This window comes from Mesorhizobium hunchu (assembly GCF_040081975.1).
GTDB classification, from domain to species: Bacteria; Pseudomonadota; Alphaproteobacteria; order Rhizobiales; family Rhizobiaceae; genus Mesorhizobium; species Mesorhizobium hunchu.
In genome coordinates, this window is sequence record NZ_JBEBMG010000004.1 from 288,856 (window position 1) to 308,417 (window position 19,562).

At 64.6% G+C, this 19,562-nt stretch carries 19 protein-coding genes and 1 pseudogene; 12 read left to right on the forward strand and 8 right to left on the reverse strand.

Annotated elements, in window-relative coordinates; translation table 11 throughout:
* The first annotated feature begins 26 nt into the window (after window positions 1-26).
* Window positions 27-3,509, forward strand: coding sequence for a transcription-repair coupling factor (gene mfd, locus ABMA46_RS09915; RefSeq protein ID WP_348999170.1), 3,483 nt, complete (start codon window positions 27-29; stop codon window positions 3,507-3,509).
* Window positions 3,510-3,608: 99 nt separating this feature from the next.
* Window positions 3,609-4,331, forward strand: coding sequence for a hypothetical protein (locus ABMA46_RS09920; RefSeq protein ID WP_348999171.1), 723 nt, complete (start codon window positions 3,609-3,611; stop codon window positions 4,329-4,331).
* Between the two features lie 91 nt (window positions 4,332-4,422).
* Here ABMA46_RS09920 and ABMA46_RS09925 read toward each other — a convergent pair whose 3' ends face one another.
* Both ABMA46_RS09925 and ABMA46_RS09930 read right to left on the reverse strand, forming a co-directional pair.
* Window positions 4,423-5,100, reverse strand: coding sequence for a DsbA family oxidoreductase (locus ABMA46_RS09925; RefSeq protein WP_348999172.1), 678 nt, complete (start codon window positions 5,098-5,100; stop codon window positions 4,423-4,425).
* A gap of 179 nt (window positions 5,101-5,279) precedes the next feature.
* On the reverse strand, window positions 5,280-7,109 hold the full coding sequence (locus ABMA46_RS09930) for an extracellular solute-binding protein (protein ID WP_348999173.1): 1,830 nt from the start codon (window positions 7,107-7,109) through the stop codon (window positions 5,280-5,282).
* A gap of 223 nt (window positions 7,110-7,332) precedes the next feature.
* Between ABMA46_RS09930 and ABMA46_RS09935 the strand changes: the two genes are divergently transcribed.
* Window positions 7,333-7,956 (forward strand): invasion associated locus B family protein, encoded by a 624-nt coding sequence (locus tag ABMA46_RS09935; protein WP_348999174.1) that lies wholly within the window; start codon window positions 7,333-7,335, stop codon window positions 7,954-7,956.
* 191 nt (window positions 7,957-8,147) lie between these two features.
* Window positions 8,148-9,203, forward strand: a complete 1,056-nt coding sequence (locus tag ABMA46_RS09940) for a glycerophosphodiester phosphodiesterase family protein (protein ID WP_348999175.1) — start codon at window positions 8,148-8,150, stop codon at window positions 9,201-9,203.
* Window positions 9,204-9,257: 54 nt separating this feature from the next.
* Here the strand turns inward: ABMA46_RS09940 and rpsI are convergent, their stop codons facing one another.
* From rpsI to ABMA46_RS09965, 5 genes are all read right to left on the reverse strand, one after another.
* The gene (gene rpsI, locus ABMA46_RS09945; protein WP_348999176.1) at window positions 9,258-9,737 is read right to left on the reverse strand and encodes a 30S ribosomal protein S9; all 480 of its coding nucleotides are present in this window, start codon (window positions 9,735-9,737) and stop codon (window positions 9,258-9,260) included.
* Window positions 9,737-10,201: a 50S ribosomal protein L13 gene (gene rplM, locus ABMA46_RS09950; protein ID WP_348999177.1), complete on the reverse strand. Its 465-nt coding sequence runs from the start codon at window positions 10,199-10,201 to the stop codon at window positions 9,737-9,739. Before rplM ends, rpsI begins: the two co-directional genes overlap by 1 nt.
* Window positions 10,202-10,432: 231 nt before the next feature.
* Window positions 10,433-10,831: a type II toxin-antitoxin system HicB family antitoxin gene (locus tag ABMA46_RS09955; RefSeq protein WP_136358176.1), complete on the reverse strand. Its 399-nt coding sequence runs from the start codon at window positions 10,829-10,831 to the stop codon at window positions 10,433-10,435.
* Window positions 10,832-10,840: 9 nt separating this feature from the next.
* On the reverse strand, window positions 10,841-11,026 hold the full coding sequence (locus ABMA46_RS09960; RefSeq protein WP_348999178.1) for a type II toxin-antitoxin system HicA family toxin: 186 nt from the start codon (window positions 11,024-11,026) through the stop codon (window positions 10,841-10,843).
* 52 nt (window positions 11,027-11,078) lie between these two features.
* Window positions 11,079-11,525, reverse strand: coding sequence for a PaaI family thioesterase (locus tag ABMA46_RS09965; RefSeq protein ID WP_348999179.1), 447 nt, complete (start codon window positions 11,523-11,525; stop codon window positions 11,079-11,081).
* 150 nt (window positions 11,526-11,675) lie between these two features.
* Between ABMA46_RS09965 and ABMA46_RS09970 the strand changes: the two genes are divergently transcribed.
* From ABMA46_RS09970 to ABMA46_RS09995, 6 genes and pseudogenes are all read left to right on the forward strand, one after another.
* Window positions 11,676-12,512, forward strand: a complete 837-nt coding sequence (locus tag ABMA46_RS09970) for an enoyl-CoA hydratase (RefSeq protein WP_348999180.1) — start codon at window positions 11,676-11,678, stop codon at window positions 12,510-12,512.
* A pseudogene (locus ABMA46_RS09975) lies at window positions 12,512-12,929 on the forward strand (VOC family protein). Before ABMA46_RS09970 ends, ABMA46_RS09975 begins: the two are co-directional and overlap by 1 nt.
* Window positions 12,930-12,938: 9 nt before the next feature.
* Window positions 12,939-13,685, forward strand: a complete 747-nt coding sequence (locus tag ABMA46_RS09980) for a GNAT family N-acetyltransferase (protein WP_348999181.1) — start codon at window positions 12,939-12,941, stop codon at window positions 13,683-13,685.
* Window positions 13,682-14,203, forward strand: a complete 522-nt coding sequence (locus ABMA46_RS09985) for a CoA-binding protein (RefSeq protein WP_348999182.1) — start codon at window positions 13,682-13,684, stop codon at window positions 14,201-14,203. The genes ABMA46_RS09980 and ABMA46_RS09985 overlap by 4 nt, the downstream gene beginning before the upstream one ends.
* Before the next feature lie 150 nt (window positions 14,204-14,353).
* Window positions 14,354-15,637, forward strand: coding sequence for an O-acetylhomoserine aminocarboxypropyltransferase (locus tag ABMA46_RS09990; protein WP_348999183.1), 1,284 nt, complete (start codon window positions 14,354-14,356; stop codon window positions 15,635-15,637).
* A 45-nt stretch (window positions 15,638-15,682) separates the two neighbouring features.
* Complete coding sequence (locus tag ABMA46_RS09995) at window positions 15,683-16,033, forward strand: cupin domain-containing protein (protein ID WP_348999184.1); 351 nt, start codon at window positions 15,683-15,685, stop codon at window positions 16,031-16,033.
* A 27-nt stretch (window positions 16,034-16,060) separates the two neighbouring features.
* On the opposite strand, the gene ABMA46_RS10000 is transcribed toward ABMA46_RS09995, so the two are convergent.
* The gene (locus ABMA46_RS10000) at window positions 16,061-17,314 is read right to left on the reverse strand and encodes a cytochrome P450 (RefSeq protein ID WP_348999185.1); all 1,254 of its coding nucleotides are present in this window, start codon (window positions 17,312-17,314) and stop codon (window positions 16,061-16,063) included.
* Window positions 17,315-17,407: 93 nt separating this feature from the next.
* On the opposite strand from ABMA46_RS10000, the gene ABMA46_RS10005 reads away from it, so the two are divergent.
* Complete coding sequence (locus ABMA46_RS10005) at window positions 17,408-18,511, forward strand: NAD(P)/FAD-dependent oxidoreductase (protein WP_348999186.1); 1,104 nt, start codon at window positions 17,408-17,410, stop codon at window positions 18,509-18,511.
* A gap of 198 nt (window positions 18,512-18,709) precedes the next feature.
* Window positions 18,710-19,345: an ATP-dependent Clp endopeptidase proteolytic subunit ClpP gene (gene clpP / locus ABMA46_RS10010; protein ID WP_348999187.1), complete on the forward strand. Its 636-nt coding sequence runs from the start codon at window positions 18,710-18,712 to the stop codon at window positions 19,343-19,345.
* The last annotated feature ends 217 nt before the right edge of the window (window positions 19,346-19,562 follow it).

Below are 19,562 nucleotides of genomic sequence, written 5' to 3' on the forward strand. Positions count from 1 at the left end.
CCTGTCCGCATTCCAGACGTGATTTGATGAGTCTCATTCCCAAAATTGGCCTGCCGAAGGATGGCACCGGCTCCTTTCTGGTCGACGGCGTCGCCGACGGTTACGAAGCCTTCGCGCTCGCTCGGCTCGCCGCTGAGGCTGCGGCGGATGGACCGCTGCTGTTCGTCGCGCGCGACGGCCAGCGCCTGCCTGCCATCATCGACGGGCTGGCCTTCGCCGCTCCGGATCTGCCGGTGCTCGAACTGCCCGCCTGGGACTGCCTGCCCTACGACCGCGTCTCGCCCGGCGCGGATGCGGCCGCCCGCCGCCTCGACGCGCTGGCCGGCATGGCGGCGCTGGCGACAAAGCCGCATCGGGCGCTGGTGCTCACCACCGCCAATGCGCTGTTGCAGCGCGTGCCGCCCGCCGAGGCCATCGAGGCGCAGGCGCTGCGCGCAAAACCGGGCAACCGGATCGATATGGAGCAACTGGTCAGGCGGCTGGAGACGGCCGGTTTCGAGCGCGTGCCGACCGTCCGCGAAGTCGGCGAATTCGCCGTACGCGGCGGCATCCTCGACCTTTATGCGCCGGGCGCCGACGAGGCGCTGCGGCTCGATTTCTTCGGCGACACGCTGGAATCGATCCGCGCCTTCGATCCCGCCAGCCAGCGCACCACCGGCCAGCGCAATCAACTCGTCATGCAGGCCATGAGCGAGGTCGCGCTGACGCCCGACACGATCAGCCGCTTCCGTCGCGCCTATATCGAGGCGTTCGGAGCGCCGTCGCGCGACGACGCGCTCTATGCCGCCGTCAGTGAGGGGCGCCGCTTCGCCGGCATGGAACACTGGCTGCCCTTCTTCTACGAGAAGCTGGACACGGTCTTCGACTATCTGCCGGATGTCCCGGTCGTGTTCGATCACCTCGCTCACGAAGCGCTGGACGAGCGCCACAAGCTGATCCTCGACCACTACGAGGCGCGCCGCAACCAGGGCGCGCTGAAGGACGCCGTGCCTTACAAGCCGGTCGCGCCAAACCTCATGTATCTCTCGCCCGACGAGGTCAAAGCCGGGGCGGCCGACCGCGTTCAGGTCGAACTGACGCCCTTCGCCGCGCCCGAGGCCGGCGGCCGCAAGGTGCTTCACGCCGGTTCGCGCGCCGGTCGGAGCTTCGCCGAGGAGCGTGCCGACCCGAACGCCAACGTGTTCGAGGTGGCGTCTCGTCATATCGCCGAGGAACGGGCGAAGAAGCGCCGTGTCGTCGTCGCCGGCTGGACCGAGGGCTCGCTCGATCGGCTGGCTCAGATCTTGGCCGAGCACCATCTGGAAAACCTCAAGCGCGTCGAGACGTTGGCCGTGGCCGAGAAGCTGGACGTCGGTCAGGCGGCGCTTGCCGTGCTGCCGTTGGAAACCGGCTTCGAGACCGACGATCTGGTGGTCGTGGCCGAGCAGGACATTCTCGGCGACCGGCTGGTGCGCCGCTCGAAGAAGCGCCGCGCTGCCGATTTCATCGCGGAAGCTTCCTCGCTGTCTGCCGGCGATATCGTCGTCCATGCCGACCACGGCATTGGCCGCTTCATAGGTCTGCGCACCATCGAGGCGGCCGGCGCACCGCACGATTGCCTCGAAATCCACTATGCCGGCGACGACCGGCTGTTCCTGCCCGTCGAGAACATCGAACTTCTGTCGCGCTACGGCTCCGATTCGGCCGAGGCACCGCTCGACAGGCTGGGCGGCGGCGCCTGGCAGGCGCGCAAGGCGCGGCTGAAGAAGCGCCTGCTCGATATGGCCGGGCAGCTGATCCGCATCGCCGCCGAGCGGCAGATGCGGTCCGCGCCCGTGATGATCCCGCAGGAGGGCGTCTATGGCGAGTTCGCCGCGCGCTTCCCCTATGAGGAGACCGACGACCAGCAGGCGGCAATCGACGCCGTGGCAGACGATCTGTCCGCCGGCAAGCCGATGGACCGGCTGATCTGCGGCGACGTTGGATTCGGCAAGACGGAGGTTGCGCTGCGCGCCGCTTTCGTCGCCGCAATGGAAGGGTTCCAGGTCGCGGTCGTGGTGCCGACCACGCTTCTGGCGCGCCAGCACTTCAAGACCTTTTCGCAGCGCTTCTCCGGCCTGCCGGTGCGGGTGGCGCAGGCCTCGCGCCTTGTCGGCGCCAAGGAACTGGCCGAGGTCAAGAAAGGCATCGCCGACGGCACGGTCGATATCGTCGTCGGCACCCACGCGCTGCTCGGTTCGGCGATCAATTTCAAGAACCTCGGCCTGCTGATCGTCGACGAGGAGCAGCATTTCGGCGTCAAGCACAAGGAACGGCTGAAGGAACTGAAGAGCGACGTGCATGTGCTGACGCTGTCGGCAACGCCGATCCCGCGCACGCTGCAACTGGCGCTGACGGGCGTGCGCGAGCTGTCGCTCATCGCAACCCCGCCGGTGGACCGCATGGCGGTGCGCACCTTCATCTCGCCCTTCGACCCGCTGGTGATCCGCGAGACGCTGCTGCGCGAGCGCTATCGCGGCGGCCATTCGTTCTATGTCGTGCCGCGCATCAGCGACCTGGCCGAAATCCATGATTTCCTGAGGGAACAGGTGCCGGAGCTGAAGGTCGCCGTGGCCCACGGCCAGATGCCGCCCGGCGAGTTGGACGACATCATGAACGCCTTCTACGACGGCCAGTACGATGTGCTTTTGTCCACCACCATCGTGGAATCCGGCCTCGACATTCCGACCGCCAACACGCTGATCGTGCACCGCGCCGACATGTTCGGCCTGGCGCAGCTCTACCAGCTTCGCGGTCGGGTTGGGCGCTCCAAGGTGCGCGCCTACGCGCTGTTCACGCTGCCGGCCAACCGTAAGCTGACCGACACCGCCGACCGTCGCCTGAAAGTGCTGCAATCGCTGGAGTCGCTCGGCGCCGGCTTCCAGCTCGCCAGCCACGACCTCGACATTCGCGGCGCCGGCAACCTGCTTGGCGAGGAGCAGTCCGGCCACATCAAGGAGGTCGGCTTCGAGCTCTACCAGCAGATGCTGGAGGAGGCCGTGGCCGAGGTGAAGCATACCGGCGAGGCCCAGGACAGCGGCTGGTCGCCGCAGATCGCCATCGGCACGGCGGTGATGATCCCGGAAAGCTACGTGCCCGACCTGCAACTGCGGCTGGCGCTCTACCGCCGGCTCGGCGACCTGCAGACGCCCGAGGAGATCGACGCCTTCGGCGCCGAACTCATCGACCGTTTCGGCCCGTTGCCGGACGAGGTGCAGCATCTTTTGAAGATCGTCTTCATCAAGGCTCTGTGCCTCAAGGCCAATGTCGAGAAGCTCGACGCCGGCCCGAAGGGCGTGGTCATCCAGTTCCGCAACAAGACCTTCGCCAACCCGGCCGGGCTGGTGAAATTCATCGGCGACCAGGGATCGCTGGCGAAGATCCGGCCGGATCACTCCATCGTGGTCATGCGCGACTGGCCGAAGGCGACCAAGCGCCTGGCGGGATCGGCCGTCATCATGACGCAACTGGCGAAACTGGCGGTCGCATAATCCGTCTCCTCGAGAGGGGGGTCGGACTTGCTGGATCGGCATCTCCGAATGCTTTATTCCTGATCGTGATGATGCCCCGCATCAGCCACGGAGGAGCGCTTGCGCAATCTCGATTTCAGTTCATGGCACAGCATCCTCGTGACGCTGCTCGGCCTGGCACTGTTCACCCTCATCAGCATGGGTGTGCGGCTGGTCATGATGATGACCATCCAGCAGCGCCGCGAGCGGGCGAACCGGCAGATCAACGAGCGGCTGAAGACCCTGATCTCCGCCTACAAGGTGCTGGGCGGCTCCTTTACCGGCACGCTCGCCGTCGATCCGAGACATTTGCGTGACCTGCGCGCGCCGCCGGTCGAGGTGGCGGAGCCGGACGGCGGGGAGCAGGAAACGGTCGCGCTCGCCGTGCCCGGAACGGACGCGTCGGACCGGCCGCGCCGCATCCGCGACGCGGTCGAGGCGGCGCTTGCCGATATCATCCTGCTCGGCACGGAGGAACAGGTGCGGCTGGCCGAGCATGCCGCGCGCGAGCTTGTCGCCGGCCGCCCCGTGCACACGCACGACCTCGTCGTCTCCCTGCGCGATTTTATCCGCCAGGCGCTCGACCTGGCGCCGATTCCAGCCGACCTGACGATCCCCATGCAAGGCCCGACCCGCCCCTCGGGAGGGGGAGGCCGCGGCAAGGGCGGTGGATCGGAGGGACGCCGTTCCGGCGCTCGGGGAGGCGGCGGCGGAATGGGCGGAGGCATGGGCGGTGGAGGCATGGGCGGCGGCATGGGGATGGGCATGGGCGGCGATGCCGACGACTCCGGTCATCGCTCCTAGAGCCCTAGGACCCCGCGTTCGTCAGCACGCATGCCCGGCATCCAGGGCGTGAATCGACCGTCCTCATGCATCGAGGCGGCAATGAAGCCGTCTATTCGGCGCTTTCCAGCTCTCCGTTCGCCTTCGCCGCCGCCACCTGGCGGATCGCGTCGGCAAGCACGGCGGTTTCCTGCGCGCCCATCACCGCATATTTGCTCTCGATCAGGAAGCACGGCACGCCGGTGATGCCCATACGCGAGGCGGTGGCGATCTCGGCGCGCACCGCGTCGGCATCGGCGTCGGTCGCCAGCAGCGCCTCGACCATCGCCGCGTCCATTCCGGCCGCACCCGCTGCCTCGATCAGGACTGCGCGGTCGCCGGTGTCCTGGCCGCGTTCGAAATAGCGGCTGAACAGTTCTTCGACGACGCGGTTCTGGACGTCCTCGCCGGCGCTTCCCGCCCAGCGGATCACGCGGTGCGCGTCGAGCGTGTTGGGCGACATCTTGATGGCGTCGAAATCGAAGGAGATGCCCTCGACCGCCCCGAGCGAGGCAAGCCTTTCATGGCTTTCGCGCAGCCGCTCCATGTCGCCGAACTTGGCGCGCATGTATTCGGTCCGGTCCTTGCCCTGCGGCGGGATCGTCGGGTCGAGCTGGAACGGCCGCCAGCGAATATGCACATCGACGTCGTCGACGCTCGCGACGGCAGCCTCCAGGCGCTTTTCGCCGAGATAGCACCACGGGCAGACCACGTCCGAGACGACGTCGATTGAGAGGGAGGTCGCGGCCATGACTTTTTCCTTTTGGTCTTGGCGCACTTTCTCGCGTCATCCCGGCCAAGCGAGCTTGCGAGCGTGGAGCCGGGATCCATTCCGGAACGGTCCAAGATCATGGAATGGATCCCGGATAGCCGCTTTTCGCTTCGCTGCAAGCGACTTCCGGGATGACGCTATGACTGGCGCCTGTTACTCTACTGCGTCTTGCGCCACCAGGCCGGCAACTGGAACCCGAACAGCGGGGTCTTGTCCGGATACTTCAGATAGTTCCAGTAGGCGACCCACTGACCGGCGGCGTGCTGCAAGGGGACCATATAGGCGCCCGAGATCAGAAGTCGATCGAGCACGCGCACCGCCGCCACGTAATCGTCCTTCGCTCGCGCGTTCAACATCGCCTTGATCGCCGCGTCGACGGCCGGATCGGCGACGCCTGCCAGATTGAACGAGCCTTCGACATTGGCGTATTCCGAGCCCCAGCGCCCGACCTGCTCGAAACCGGGAGACAGCGAATTGCTGAAGCCGGTGGAGCCGACGATCACCTCGAAGTCGAAGCGCTGCTTGCGCGACTGGATCTGGTCGCCGTCCAGCGCCCGGATCGAGACGTCGATGCCGAGCTTGCTCAACGTGCGCTGGTAGAGCGCCGCCAGCCGCTCCTGCTCATCGCCGGACGTGATGATCTCGAAACCGAAAGGGTGACCTTGCCGATCGAGCATCTTGCCGCCGTCGATATGGTAGCCGGCACTCTTGAGCAGGTCGTAGGCGGCCTTGAGCGCCTTGCGGTCCTGTCCCGACCCGTCCGTTACCGGCGGCCGCCACGTGCCGTCCATCACGTCGGGCGGAACCCGACCGGGGAAGGGGGCGAGCAGCGCCTTCTCCTTGTCGCCGGCGGGATGTCCGAGGGCGGAAAGCTCCGATCCCTGCCAATAGCTCATGGTGCGGGTGAACTTGCCGCCGAACAGGTTCTTGTTGGCCCAGTCGAAATCGTAGAGCATGCCGAGCGCCCGACGCACCTTCGGATCGGCGAATTTTTCAAGGCGGGTGTTGAACATGAACCCGGTGACCACCGGCGGGATGCCGAGCGGAAAATCCTTGACGATGACCTTGCCCTGCTCGGCGGCGGGAAAATCGAAGTCGCGCTCGGCCTGCAAGGGGCCCATGCCGGTGTAGGACGAGCCGGCATAGGCAGAGCAAATGCCCTTCTTGAAGGCCTCGAACTGCGCGTTGGCGTTGAGGAAATACTGGATGGTGATCGTGTCGTAATTGTCGAAGCCGCGCTTGGAAGGGATGTCTTTGCCCCAATAGTCGGGATTGCGCTTGAAAACGATGCGGTCGCCGGGTTTGACCTCGGCCACCGTGTAGGGGCCAGAGCCGACGAGCGGTTTCAGCGTCGTGCGATCAAAAGTCTCCTTGTCGAACGCATGCTTCGGCACGATCGGCGTCATCGCGATGATGAGCGGAAATTCCCGGTCCGCCAGGTCGTTGAAGGTGAACTTGACGCTGTGGTCGCCGGTCTTCTCCAGCTTGGCGACCTTCTTCATGCGATCCGAATAGGGCGGGCGGCCCTTGTCGGTGAAGACATCGTAGGTGAACAGCACGTCGTCGGGCGTGACCGGCTCGCCGTCCGACCATTTCGCTTTCGGATCGAGATGGAACTCGATCGACTTGCGGTCGTCGCTCATATCGGCCGTGTCGGCGAGCAGGCCGTAGAGCGAGAAGGCCTCGTTCATGTTGCGCTGCATCAGCGGCTCGAAGACCAGATTGCCGAAGATCGTGTCGATCATGCCGCGTGCCGTGGTACGCAGGCTTTTCAGGATGAACGGGTTGAGGTTGTCGAAAGACCCGACCACGCAATAGGTGATCGCGCCGCCCTTGGGCGCTTGCGGGTTGGCATAGTCGAAATGGGTGTAGTCCGCCGGCAGCGCCGGCTCGCCCTGCATGGAGATGGCATAGCGTGGCTCGGCTGCCGACGGCGCGAGGGTCGCAACCACAAAAGCGGCGGTCAACCAGGAAAAAAGACGGTGCATGGCCGGTTTCCTGCGGGAAGGCTCCATGATTCGGCGGGCAAGGTAGCATGAGCCGCAAGGCTTGGCGTTCACAGTCAAGAAATCCGGCCTCCGGGCTGGATTCGGCCGGGCGGTCGGTGTAACACGCCGGGCGAAGTCATGCTGTTGCCTCATTTCGGCAAGAGGTAGCACGTGATGCGGCGCCCCAGCCGCCGCCCGGGACCATTCAGAGGAAATGCACCACATGAAGAGCCTGACCCGCAAAGCCCTTAGCCTATCCGTCATGGCCGCCGGCGTAGCTGGTGTCCTGGCCGCCGGCGTTCCCGCCGCGTCCGCGCAGCAGCAGGTTCCGCAGGGCTGGTTCAAAGCCTGCACGAAGCAGGAGGACGTCGATATCTGCAACGTGCAGAACATCGTGACGGCGGGCAACGGTCAGCTCATCACCGGCGTCAGCCTCATCGACCTGCGCGGCAAGGTGAACCGCAAGGTCTTTCAGGTCACCGTGCCTTCGGGGCGTCTGGTGCAGCCGGGCATCGGCCTGCAGGTCGACGGCGGCAAGGCGCAGAAGCTCGACTACGTCATCTGCTTTCCTGATCGCTGCGTGGCGGAAGTGCCGCTGACCGACCAGCTCGTCACCTCCTTCAAGAAGGGCCAGCAGATCACGCTGACCTCGATCAATTTCCAGAACCAGCCCAACCCGATCAAGATCGCCCTGAGCGGCTTCAGCGACGCCTTCGACGGCCCGGCGCTCAAGCAGTCGGACATCGAGGATCGCCAGAAGAAGCTCCAGGACTTCGTGGCGAAGAACAACGAGGACTTCGCCAAGAAGCTCAAGGAAGAGCAGGACAAGGCTAAGGAAGCGAACTGATCGCTCCCGCCTGACGGGCGGTCCGCCAGACAGACAAGAGGCTCCGGCATTCCGGAGCCCCTTTCTTTTGCGGACGCAGAAGCGGTTCATGTGCCGCCGGGCCAGCGAATTCCAAGCCGGCTTCGTTCATGCCCCTGTCATCGCCGATGCCTATTCCCCGCCGCATGGGGAGCGGCACGGAGCGATTCGCGATGCGGACCATGAAACTGGCGCTGGCCGCGCTTGTCTTTGCCTCGATCGGCCTTGGCGCCGCGTATGCCGGCGAGACCCGCGCTCAACAGATTCTCGATCGCTTCCAGCACGCCAATCTCTGGCGCGATCACGTCATGGTCGTCGCGCATCGCAGCGGCGGTCTCCAGCACGGCAACACGCTGTTCCCGGAAAACTCCCTTGCAGCACTCAAGGCTTCGATCGCTGCCGGTGCGGAAATGGTTGAAGTCGATGTCCGCCGCGCCGGCGACGGAACGCTCATCGTCATGCACGATAGCTGGCTCGACCGCACCACCACCTGCAGGGGCGAGGTCGTGAAGTACAAGCTCGAACAGCTTCGCCAATGTTATCTCGTTGTCGAGAGAACCGGGCAGCCGACCGGCGAGACGGTTTCCACCTTGCGTGAGTTCCTTGCCGCCGCCAGGGACCGCATATTGGTCAACATCGACAACAAGCTCACCGTCGCCGATCTGCCGGACATGATCGCGGTCGCGCGCGATCTCGGCATGACGGAACAAGTCGTCGTCAAGGAGAACCTCTGGAATGCGGCACGCATGGCAGAAACCGGCCGGGCGATGCGGGAGGCCGGCGGCGGCTTCCAGTTCATGCCGATCATCGCCGACGATGCGGTGCGCGATCCCGCCTTCGTGCGGGCCGTGGCCGACAGGTTTGCGCCGCATGCGATGGAGATGATCAACTGGCGCGACGGCGCGGCAACGCTCACCGCCACCGGCGGCCCGCTCTTCAGCGGTCACATGCGCGCCGCCGCCATACGCGGCGACTGGCACATCTGGGCCGACACCTACGCGATCGTGAACAAGCCCGGCGGCTTCCTCGCCGGCGGCCGCGGCGACGAGCTGGCGACGGCGGCCGGCATGCCCGCCGAAAGCTGGGGCTTCTGGGTCGATCGCGGCGCGACCATCATCCAGACGGACGAGCCCGCGGCGGCCGTAGACTGGCTGGCGGCGAATGGCTGGCGGGTGCCTTATGGTCAAGGCCGTACGTCCGGGCCGACGGCGACGGCGAGCATCAACTGACAGTCATAAAAAAGGCCGCCCTGAGGCGGCCTTTTCGATGAACTGCTCCGAAACTTAGCGCTTGGAGAACTGGAAGCTGCGACGGGCCTTGGCCTTACCGTACTTCTTGCGCTCGACCACGCGGCTGTCGCGGGTCAGGAAGCCGCCCTTCTTGAGCACGCTGCGCAGCGTCGGCTCGTAATAGGTCAGCGCCTTGGAAATGCCGTGGCGCACCGCGCCTGCCTGGCCGGACAGGCCGCCGCCGGCGACGGTGGCGACGATGTCGTACTGGCCGTCGCGGTTGACCGCGATGATCGGCTGCTTGAGGATCATCTGCAGGACAGGACGCGCGAAATAGGCCGCGAATTCCTTGTCGTTGACCGTGATCTTGCCGGAGCCGGGCTTGACCCAGACACGGGCGATGGCGTCCTTGCGCTTGCCGGTGGCATAGGCGCGGCCCGACTTGTCGAGCTTCTGGACGTGGACGGGCGCGGCCGGCTGCTCGGTCTGCGCGACCGAACCGAGTTCCGCGAGCGAGGAAAGCTGCTCAGCCATTACGAAGCCCTCTTGTTCTTGGCGTTCAGCGCGCCGACGTCGAGCGTCTCGGGCTGCTGGGCGGTGTGGGGATGCTCGGCGCCTGCGTAGACGCGGAGATTCTTCATCTGGCGACGGCCGAGCGGGCCACGCGGGATCATGCGCTCGACGGCCTTCTCGACGACGCGCTCGGGGAAGCGGCCCTCGAGCAGTTGGCGCGCGGTGCGCTCCTTGATGCCGCCCGGATGGCCGGTGTGCCAGTAGTAGACCTTGTCGGTGTATTTCTTGCCGGTGAACACCACCTTGTCGGCATTGATGACGATGACGTTGTCGCCGTCGTCGACATGCGGGGTGAAGGTGGGCTTGTGTTTGCCGCGCAGACGGTTGGCGATGATGGAGGCGAGGCGGCCGACGACGAGACCCTCGGCGTCGATCAGCACCCACTTCTTCACCACGTCCGCAGGCTTCTGCGAAAAGGTTGCCATGGTTTTGCTCTCGTTGGACCTTCCGTACGAAGCCGGAAGGCGTTTCTTGTTGCTTGGATTGCCGGCCAAAGCCGCCAATAACAAAACGGCGGCCTTTTCGGGCCGCTGTTTCGGAGTTAGCTCATAAAGGGGAGGTGAGCGTACGTCAAGCGCTTGAAATATGATATTGACGAGAGAATTGTTTCGAAATCAATGCGTTAGGAATGAGGTATTATTTTACCTCATACAAGGTTAATGCTTGGCTTCGATTTCCCGCCGCGCCGCACTCGCCAGGAAAGCCGAGCGGGTCAGGCCTCGATCGTGGGCTGCGGCATCAATGGCGCGCAGCATGCCGCGCTCGAAAGTGACGTTGGCGCGCACGACTGCGCTGTCGTTGTCGATGAGAGGCACCGAAATCAGATAGGCTCCTTTCGCCAGCGCCTCGCGGACATCGGCGTCGGCAACGATCTGTTCGTGCGGTGAAGGGGCCGGAAGCGGCATGTCTTCCGCCCACAATTGCAATGCTTCCACCGCTTGCGCGACGACGTCGTCCTGTTGATCTGCCGCGGAAAAAACCCCCGGAATATCGGGAAAGCGTACGCCGAACGCGCTGTCCTTGTCCTTCTCGACCAAAGCGAAATAGGTTTTCATGGCAAAGTCCTATCGAATCCAGCCCGCCAGCTTTGAGATTGCCCGTGCCGTGCCGATGGGCAGGTCCTTTTTCGGATGAGGAACGATCAGCACGATATCGCCTTTGCGGAACTTGTGATGCGAACCGCGAACGGAAATCAGTTCAAAGCCTTCCTGCTTCAAACGCTTGACGATCTCTCGGCTGTCTCGTTCCATTCACTGTTGATGCGCAATTATATACGCATTCCCCTGTCAATTTCCAGATGGACTATGCCGTTCTTTTCGGCGGGATCGAATAGGTGCCCGTCGCGTATGCCACGGTCTGACCGGCAGCCACGATGTCTATATCGAACACCATCAGGCTCCTGCCGAGCTTGAGGATGCGGCAATGACCGTCGATCGGCCCGGCCTCGGCCTTGCGCATGAAGTTGATGTCGAGGTTGACCGTCACCGACAGAGCGTCCGGCCCGGCATGGGAGAGCACGCAGGCATAGCCGCCGATATCAGCCAGCGTGAACAGGCAAGGGCCTGAAACGGTGCCGCCGGGCCTGAGGTGCTTCTCGGTGGCGTTGAGCCTGACCGTGCAGCCGCCCGGGAAAACGTCGATCGCCTCATAGGCGCTGCTGCCTTCGTTGAGTTGCGGATAGGCCGAATCCAGCAGGTCGTTGACTTCGACCGCCGTCATCTTGGGTGTCAGGTCGGACTGTGCAGGCATGGTTCCTCCGGTATCGCAGGTGTATGACGAAACGGGCGCAATTCGTCCAGCGCGGCTTTGGCGGCTCGTTCTGGTACAGCCGAACCCGGTTGGACGTGACGCCCGCGCCCGCTATGTTCGATGCGAATGCATTGCGGTTGGAGGAAGGAAATGGCGGACGTGGTTGCCATGAAGCGACAGGAAGGGACCCTGCCGCTTCCCGCCGGGCCCGTCGCCGTCGCCCGGGACGGCTCGACATTGCGCCTGACGCTGGCAAGTCCGCCAGCCAATGCGCTGTCACTGGCCATGATGGCGGCGCTGAAGGCGGAGATCGAGCGCGCCGGCGAAGATGCTTCCGTGCGCGTCGTCGTCATCGCCGCATCCGGCAAGGTGTTCTGCGCCGGTCACGACCTCAAGGAGTTGACCGCGCATCGGGCCGACGCCGACCGGGGCAGGGCTTTCTTCGAGCGCACCTTCGCAGATTGCTCGGCGCTGATGCAGGCGATCGTCGCGTGTCCCAAACCTGTGATCGCCGAGGTTGACGGACTGGCCACGGCCGCCGGCCTGCAACTGGTCGCGACATGCGATCTGGCGGTTGCTTCCCACGAGGCGACCTTCTGCACGCCGGGCGTGCATATCGGCCTGTTCTGCTCGACGCCGATGGTGGCGCTGTCGCGCAACGCCAGCCGCAAGCAGGCGATGGAGATGCTGCTCACCGGCGAGACGATCGACGCCGCCACCGCCAAGGAGTTCGGCCTCGTCAACCGCGTCGTACCGCGCGAATATTTGAATCAGGTTGTGAATAAATACGCCGAAACCATTGCGTCCAAATCGCCTTTGACGCTGAAGATCGGCAAGGAGGCGTTCTACAAACAGGTCGAAATGGGTCTGGCGGATGCCTACGACTACACCGCCCGCGTCATGGTCGACAACATGCTGGCGCGCGACGCGGAGGAAGGCATCGGCGCCTTTGTCGGCAAGCGTAAGCCGGAGTGGAAAGGGGAGTGATGGAACCCCGCATCTCCATCGTCACCATCGCCGTTAACGATCTCGACCGCATGGCCGCCTTCTACGAAGCGATGGGGTTGGTGCGTCATCGCATCAAGGACGGGGTCGCCTTCTTCCAGATGGGAGGATCTATCCTCGGGCTGTTTCCGCGCAGGAGCGCCGAAGAGGATTCCGGCTTGGCTTTCGGTACCGCGCCACCGCGCGTTTACCTCGCCCATAATACGCGCTCCGACGCGGAAGTGGACGCGGTGCTGGCCGAGGCCGAGAAGGCCGGCGGCCGTATCGTCAAGCCGGCGCAACGCCTTCTGGGGCGGATGGTACGGCTATTTCGCCGATCCGGAGGACAATCTTTGGGAAGTCGCCCACAATCCCGATTTCCCGATCGATGCCGAAGGCCGCATCTCACTACCCGAATGACTGTCCCGAATGAATGACGACGATCTGAACTGGCGCGTCGAGGCGCTGTGCACAGGCGCCCGCCCGGCATTGCATCGCGACGTCGTCGAGGGCTGGGCGATGGGCCGCAGCGGCGGCCGGATGCGGCAGGCGAACTGCGTCAACCCGTTGCGGGGCCGGCGCGGCGATCCCCCTGCTGCTGTCGCGCGCGGCGAAGCGTTCTACGATGCCTGCCGGCAGGTGCCGCTTTTCCGCGTGACGACGATCGCCGGCGAGATGGAGCCTGAACTGGATCGCCTCGGCTATGGCGCGGAAGGCCTGACGACGACGCTTTTCAAATCGTTGGAACAAGGTGTTGCCGCAAGTTCCGATACTGTCCTCATGGCTGTCCCGACGGAGGACTGGCTGGCCGTTCGATTGCGGACCAGTGGCGACGTACCTGCCGATCATGCGGCCTATGTCGCGATGCTACGCGCCGTCGCCCTGCCGAAAGTCTTTGCCGCAACCTGTGCCGACGGCACGGCAGCCTCGATCGCCTATGGCGTCGTGGCAGACGGGCTACTGGCGGTGGAGGGCGTGGCGACCGATGCCGAATTCAGGGGACTGGGGCTGGCGCGCAAGACATTGCACACATTGATCGCATGGTCGCGCGGTCAGGGGGCGCAGGCGACCTGTCTGCAGGTGCAGATGGACAACGCGCCCGCCCGTGCCCTCTACGCGTCGCTCGGCTTCGGCCGTGAACTCTACCGCTATCACTATCGCAGAAGGCCGGCATGAACCACGACGCCTACGACAACGCCTATATCGCCGGCATCCTGAATTCGGTGAAGACCGTTGCCATGGTCGGCGCTTCCGCCAACGAGGTGCGTCCCAGCTTCTTCGTGCTGAAATACCTGCTTTCCAAGGGGTTCGATGTGTTCCCGATCAATCCCGGCCATGCCGGCAGGGAAATCCTCGGGCGCATGGTCTATGCGAAGCTGGCGGACGTCGCGGCGCCTATCGACATGGTTGACATCTTCCGTGCGTCCGCCGCCGTGCCGGGCATCGTCGACGAGGCGCTGGAGCTCGACCCGCTTCCCAAGGTGATCTGGATGCAGTTGACCGTGCGCAACGACGAGGCGGCTGCGAAGGCCGAAGCGGCGGGCATCAAGGTGGTGATGAACCGCTGCCCCAAGATCGAATACGGTCGCCTGTCGGGGGAGATCGGCTGGACCGGCGTGTCCTCGGGTGTCATTTCCTCGAAACGCCCGATCATGCGGCAAGGCTTCCAGAGCTTCGGCATCAGGCAGAAATAGCCGGGTGGGCGGAATTTTCGCGGATGAACGGGATGCGGGCTCTCCGGGCGCCCGAATATTCGGTTTCGGGAAATTTTATCCTTTGCAAACCCGGCCTGCCTTGGCCAACAATGCGCCGCGAATTCCGTGCCGGGCTAAGGGAGATTTTTGATGAACCAGCGCGCACCAGGCTTCAATACCCTCGCCGTCCATGCCGGAGCCAAGCCGGATCCCGCAACCGGCGCGCGCGCCACGCCGATCTATCAGACGACGTCGTTCGTTTTCGACAACGCCGATCACGCCGCCTCGCTGTTCGGCCTCAAGGCGTTCGGTAACATCTATACCCGCATCATGAATCCCACCCAAGCGGTGCTGGAGGAGCGCCTCGCGGCCCTCGAAGGCGGCACGGCGGCGCTCGCCACGGCTTCGGGTCAGGCCGCGCACCTTCTGGTCTTCCACACACTGATGAGCCCGGGCGACAACTTCGTCGCCGCGCGCAAGCTTTATGGCGGCACGATCAACCAGTTCGGTTCGTCTTTCCAGAGCTTCGGCTGGGATGTGCGCTGGGCTGACGTCAACGATCCGTCGAGCTTCAACAAACTGATCGATGAGCGCACCAAGGCGATCCACATCGAAAGCCTGGCCAATCCCGGCGGCGAGTTCGTAGATATCGAGAAGATCGCCGAAGTCGCTCGAAAGCACGGCTTGCCGCTGGTCGTCGACAACACGCTGGCCTCGCCCTATCTGGTGCGGCCTATCGAGCACGGCGCCGACATCGTGGTGCACTCGCTGACCAAGTTCATCGGCGGCCACGGCAATTCGATCGGCGGCATCATAGTCGACGGAGGCACCTTCGACTGGTCGAAGTCGGGCAAGTATCCGTTGCTGTCCGAACCGCGCGCCGACTACGGCGGCATGGTGCTGCACGAGACCTTCGGCAATTTCGCCTTCGCGATCGCCGCGCGGGTGCTCGGCCTGCGCGACCTCGGCCCGGCGATCTCGCCCTTCAACGCCTTCATGATCCTGACCGGCCTGGAAACCCTGCCGCTCAGGATGCAGCGCCATTCGGACAATGCCCAGGCGGTCGCCGAATGGCTGGCGAAGCACCCCAAGGTTGCCTGGGTGTCCTATCCAGGCCTGCCGGACGACAAGAACCATGCCTTGCAGCAGCGCTATTCGCCCAAGGGCGCGGGATCGGTGTTCACCTTCGGCCTGAAGGGCGGCTACGAGTCCGGCATCAAGTTCGTCGAGGCGCTGGAACTGTTCTCGCACCTCGCCAATATCGGCGACACCAAGTCGCTGGTCATCCATCCGGCATCCACCACGCACCGGCAGCTTTCCGACGAGCAGCGGGTCGCCGCCGGTGCCGGGCCGGAGGTGGTGCGGCTTTCCGTCGGCATCGAGGACGTCGCCGACATCATCGCCGATCTTGACCAGGCGCTGGTGAAAGCCTGAACCGCATGGCATGAGAAGGCTCCGCCGCAACCGGAACCTTCTTTCATGGCCGACCCACGTTTCCTGAAGATCGACATCGCCGGTATCGAGCCGGAGGAGGGCGCTCCGGCGCCGGATCGGGTCATTGCTGGCAATCCGAAGTTCCGGACCTGGAACGTCGAGGAGCGCGACGGCGGCCTCTATGCTGGCGTCTGGGAAGCGACGTCCGGCAAATGGCGCATCGAATATGACGAATGGGAGTTCTGCCACATCCTGTCCGGCGTCTCGGTGATCGCCGAGGAGGGCGGCGAGGCCCGAACGGTAAAGGCCGGCGACAGCTTCGTTCTCAGGCCCGGCTTCAAGGGAAGCTGGGAAGTCGTTGAAACGACTCGCAAGGAATATGTCATAAGGCTGTAGCGACGCCGGTCCCGATCCGACGCCGCGTCACATGACGACGAGCGCCTCCAGCCCGTGGAAATGGTAGGTGTCGCGGAAACGCGGCGCCTCCGCCAGCCGCAGGCCAGGCAGCCGGTCGAAAAGCGTTTTCAGCGACACCTGCAATTCGAGCCGGGCAAGCGGCGCGCCGATGCAGAAGTGGATGCCCGCTCCGAACGAGACGTTCTTCATATCGTCGCGACCGGGGTCGAAGGCGTCCGCTTCGGCGAAGGCGGCGGGATCGCGGTTGGTCATGCCGAGCAACAGACCGATCTGTTCACCGGCTTTCACCGTGACGCCGTCCGCCAGTTTCGCTTCCCGATAGGCATAGCGCGTGAACATGTGCAGCGGCGCGTCGAAGCGCAGGCACTCCTCCACCGTGGCCGCCGTCGCCTCCGGCGTGGTAAAGAAGCGGCGCGGGTCGCCGCCCTGCGCCATGATCGCGCGCACGGCATTGCCCGTCTGGTGCACGGTCGCCTCATGGCCGGCGTTAAGCAGCAGGATGACGGACGAGACGAGTTCGTCTTCCGACAGCTTCTGGTCGCCCTCCTGCGCCGCGATCAGGACCGAAAGCAGATCGTCGCCGGGCCGCCGGCGGCGCTCGCCGATATAGTCGCGCAGGAAATCGGAGAAGGCGCGCGCGGCGCTGTCGGCGGCGGCCTCGGTCGCGCGGGTCCGCCCCAGCGTGTACATCGCCACCATCGCATGCGACCAGTCGAGCAATTGCGGCCCCATCTCCACCGGAACGCCCAGCATCTCGGCGATGATGGTGATCGGCAGCGGCGTCGCATAGGCCGGGATGAGGTCGAACGGCTCGCCGGCAGCGAAGCGGTCGATCAGGTCGTTGGCCAGCGCCTCGACGCGCGGCCTCAGCCGTTCGACCTGGCGCGAGACGAAGGCGCGGTTGACCAGCGTCCGCAGCCGCGTGTGCACGGGCGGTTCGAGTTCGAGCAGCGAATGCGCCTCCACCGCGTCGAAAGCGGTGAGATGCGTGCGGTCGTGGTCGATGCCGCGGCTGTCGGGAATACCGGCGGGGTTCTGCCGGCCGAACGTCCTGTCGCGCAACAGGGCGTTGACCTGGTCGAAGCGGCCCACGCACCACAGGCCGAATTCCTCCCAGAAGAAGACGCCGTCCTGCGCGTGCAGCCAGCGATAGGCCTCGTAAGGGTCCTGATGGAAACGCGGCTCGCGCGGGTCGAGGCCGAGGCGGCGGGTCTCGCGATTGAAGCTGAGATAGGGCGGTGGCGGGATGGTTTCACTCATGCTGGATCACTAGCGCGCCTTGCCGGTGTCGTTCCAGACCGTATGTTGGCGCGCAGAGCGGGACAGATTGGGCCAACCCGGGAAAGAAAAAGCATGAACGTGATCGTCGTCGGCGCCGGCATTGCCGGCCTCTCAACCGCATGGTCGCTGGTCAAGGCCGGTCACGACGTTACGTTGGTAGAGCAGGGACCGATCCCCAACCCGCTGGCGGCGTCCGGCGACCACCACCGCATCATCCGCCGCGCCTATGGCAAGGCGGGTGGCTATGCGCGCCTTATCACCGAAGCCTATGAGGCGTGGGACGAGCTATGGGCCGATCTCGGCGAAAACCATCTCGATCCGCGCGGCTTCCTGTGCGTCTCGCGCGAGGAAGGCGACGAGGCCGAGCAGATGCGCGACGGGCTGGCCGAAGGCGGCTTTCCCTTCGAGATGGTCGATCCGGACGCGGCGGTCGCCCGTTGGCCGTTCCTCGACACCGGCACCTTCCGCTACGCCTATTTCTCGACCGAGGGTGGCGCTCTGCATTGCCGCCGCATCGCCGCCGGGCTGCTCGGCTGGCTGCGCGCGCACGGCGCCAATGTCTACGAAAACAGCAAGGTGACTTCGGTCGACTGCGAGGGAGGGTCGATCACGCTGGCCGACGGTTCGACCATGCAGGCCGACCGCGTCGTCGTCACCGCGGGCGCCTGGGTGCTGAAACTGTTTCCCGAACTGGGCGGCGAGCTCACCACCTACCGCACCGCGCTCGCCTATGTCGACCCGCCCGCCGACCTGAAGGCCGCGTGGGAGACCGCGCCGGTCATCCTCGACGTCGGCGGCAAGACCGACGGCTACATGATCCCGTTGACAAGAGGCGCCGGCATGAAGTTCGGCTCCGGGCTCCACAAGGTCGAGACTTCCGACGCCGACTGGAGCCGCGAGCCGGTGGAAGGCGAGGGCGAGGCGATCCGCAATCTGTTTTCGCCGCCGATCGCCCGCATCGAGGATTATCGCGTCACCGAAGTTGTGACATGCGCCTACACCTTCACAGGGGACGAAAAGTTCATGGCGCACGAGGACGGCAAGTGCCTGGTCGTCTCCGCCTGCTCCGGCCACGGCTACAAGTTCGGCGCGGCGGTCGGGCGGCGGGTGGCCAAGGCGGTCGGCGACGGCGATGTCGAAGGGCTGAAGCGCTGGTTGAGAGCCGAAGCAGTCTAGACGCGTCCCAAGCACGCTTGGTCGGGATAACGCCGCCGGCAACCAGTTCCCGTAAAGATAGGCGTTCGGTTAAGCGGCAACCTTAACCGCCTGGCTAGGTCGCCCGGCCTTGCGCAAGCCCAAGCCGGCGTCCTATTTACGGGGTCAACCTTGCGAACCGATTCCGTCTTGCGGAATCCCATCTTTTAAGGACGGTCCATGAAGAACCCTGTCGAAACCTACATGAACCTCGTGCCGATGGTCGTCGAGCAGACCAACCGCGGCGAGCGGGCATACGACATCTTCTCCCGCCTTCTCAAGGAACGCATCATCTTCATCACCGGCCCGGTCGAGGACGGCATGGCGACGCTGGTATGCGCACAGCTCCTCTTCCTCGAAGCCGAGAACCCGAAGAAGGAAATCAATCTCTACATCAATTCGCCCGGCGGCGTCGTCACCTCCGGCATGGCGATTTACGACACCATGCAGTTCATCAAGCCGGCGGTATCGACGCTGTGCATCGGCCAGGCGGCCTCGATGGGCTCGCTGCTGTTGACGGCCGGCCACAAGGACATGCGCTTCGCCACGCCGAACGCGCGCATCATGGTGCACCAGCCGTCCGGTGGCTTCCAGGGTCAGGCCTCCGACATCGAGCGCCACGCCCAGGACATCATCAAGCTGAAGCGCCGCCTCAACGAGGTCTACGTCAAGCACACCGGCAAGAGCTATGACGAGATCGAGAAAACGCTCGACCGCGACCATTTCATGACCGCCGACGAGGCCAAGGACTTCGGCCTGATCGACAAGGTCATCTCCTCGCGCGAAGCGGCCGAGGCGGTCGCGCCGCAAGCCTGACCGGAATTGTCCGCAGCCTTTGGGCCAAACCCGACTTTTGCGGGGATTTGCGGCATTTCCGCCACAATTGGCTGTTCCCTCCGGACGGAGGACCGCCTACGTTAAGCCTATGTTGATTTTCGACGGCTTAGCTTTCAAGCGGGGAAGCTGCGAATCGTTGCCACGTCTTCTGATTTGTGTTTCGTACGGAATGCGTTGGGGAGCCGGGAGGCTGGCG

Bases quoted from the DNA above. Each gene is read 5' to 3' on its own strand.
- clpP (WP_348999187.1), top strand. From the start codon at position 18,710: ATGAAGAACCCTGTCGAAACCTACATGAACCTCGTGCCGATGGTCGTC.
- ABMA46_RS09970 (WP_348999180.1), top strand. From the start codon at position 11,676: ATGGCGGACGTGGTTGCCATGAAGCGACAGGAAGGGACCCTGCCGCTT.
- ABMA46_RS09985 (WP_348999182.1), top strand. From the start codon at position 13,682: ATGAACCACGACGCCTACGACAACGCCTATATCGCCGGCATCCTGAAT.
- ABMA46_RS09935 (WP_348999174.1), top strand. From the start codon at position 7,333: ATGAAGAGCCTGACCCGCAAAGCCCTTAGCCTATCCGTCATGGCCGCC.
- ABMA46_RS10005 (WP_348999186.1), top strand. From the start codon at position 17,408: ATGAACGTGATCGTCGTCGGCGCCGGCATTGCCGGCCTCTCAACCGCA.
- rplM (WP_348999177.1), bottom strand. From the start codon at position 10,201: ATGGCAACCTTTTCGCAGAAGCCTGCGGACGTGGTGAAGAAGTGGGTG.
- ABMA46_RS09980 (WP_348999181.1), top strand. From the start codon at position 12,939: ATGAATGACGACGATCTGAACTGGCGCGTCGAGGCGCTGTGCACAGGC.
- ABMA46_RS09990 (WP_348999183.1), top strand. From the start codon at position 14,354: ATGAACCAGCGCGCACCAGGCTTCAATACCCTCGCCGTCCATGCCGGA.
- ABMA46_RS09995 (WP_348999184.1), top strand. From the start codon at position 15,683: ATGGCCGACCCACGTTTCCTGAAGATCGACATCGCCGGTATCGAGCCG.
- ABMA46_RS09955 (WP_136358176.1), bottom strand. From the start codon at position 10,831: ATGAAAACCTATTTCGCTTTGGTCGAGAAGGACAAGGACAGCGCGTTC.
- rpsI (WP_348999176.1), bottom strand. From the start codon at position 9,737: ATGGCTGAGCAGCTTTCCTCGCTCGCGGAACTCGGTTCGGTCGCGCAG.
- ABMA46_RS09960 (WP_348999178.1), bottom strand. From the start codon at position 11,026: ATGGAACGAGACAGCCGAGAGATCGTCAAGCGTTTGAAGCAGGAAGGC.
- ABMA46_RS09965 (WP_348999179.1), bottom strand. From the start codon at position 11,525: ATGCCTGCACAGTCCGACCTGACACCCAAGATGACGGCGGTCGAAGTC.
- ABMA46_RS09930 (WP_348999173.1), bottom strand. From the start codon at position 7,109: ATGCACCGTCTTTTTTCCTGGTTGACCGCCGCTTTTGTGGTTGCGACC.
- mfd (WP_348999170.1), top strand. From the start codon at position 27: ATGAGTCTCATTCCCAAAATTGGCCTGCCGAAGGATGGCACCGGCTCC.
- ABMA46_RS09925 (WP_348999172.1), bottom strand. From the start codon at position 5,100: ATGGCCGCGACCTCCCTCTCAATCGACGTCGTCTCGGACGTGGTCTGC.
- ABMA46_RS09940 (WP_348999175.1), top strand. From the start codon at position 8,148: ATGCGGACCATGAAACTGGCGCTGGCCGCGCTTGTCTTTGCCTCGATC.
- ABMA46_RS10000 (WP_348999185.1), bottom strand. From the start codon at position 17,314: ATGAGTGAAACCATCCCGCCACCGCCCTATCTCAGCTTCAATCGCGAG.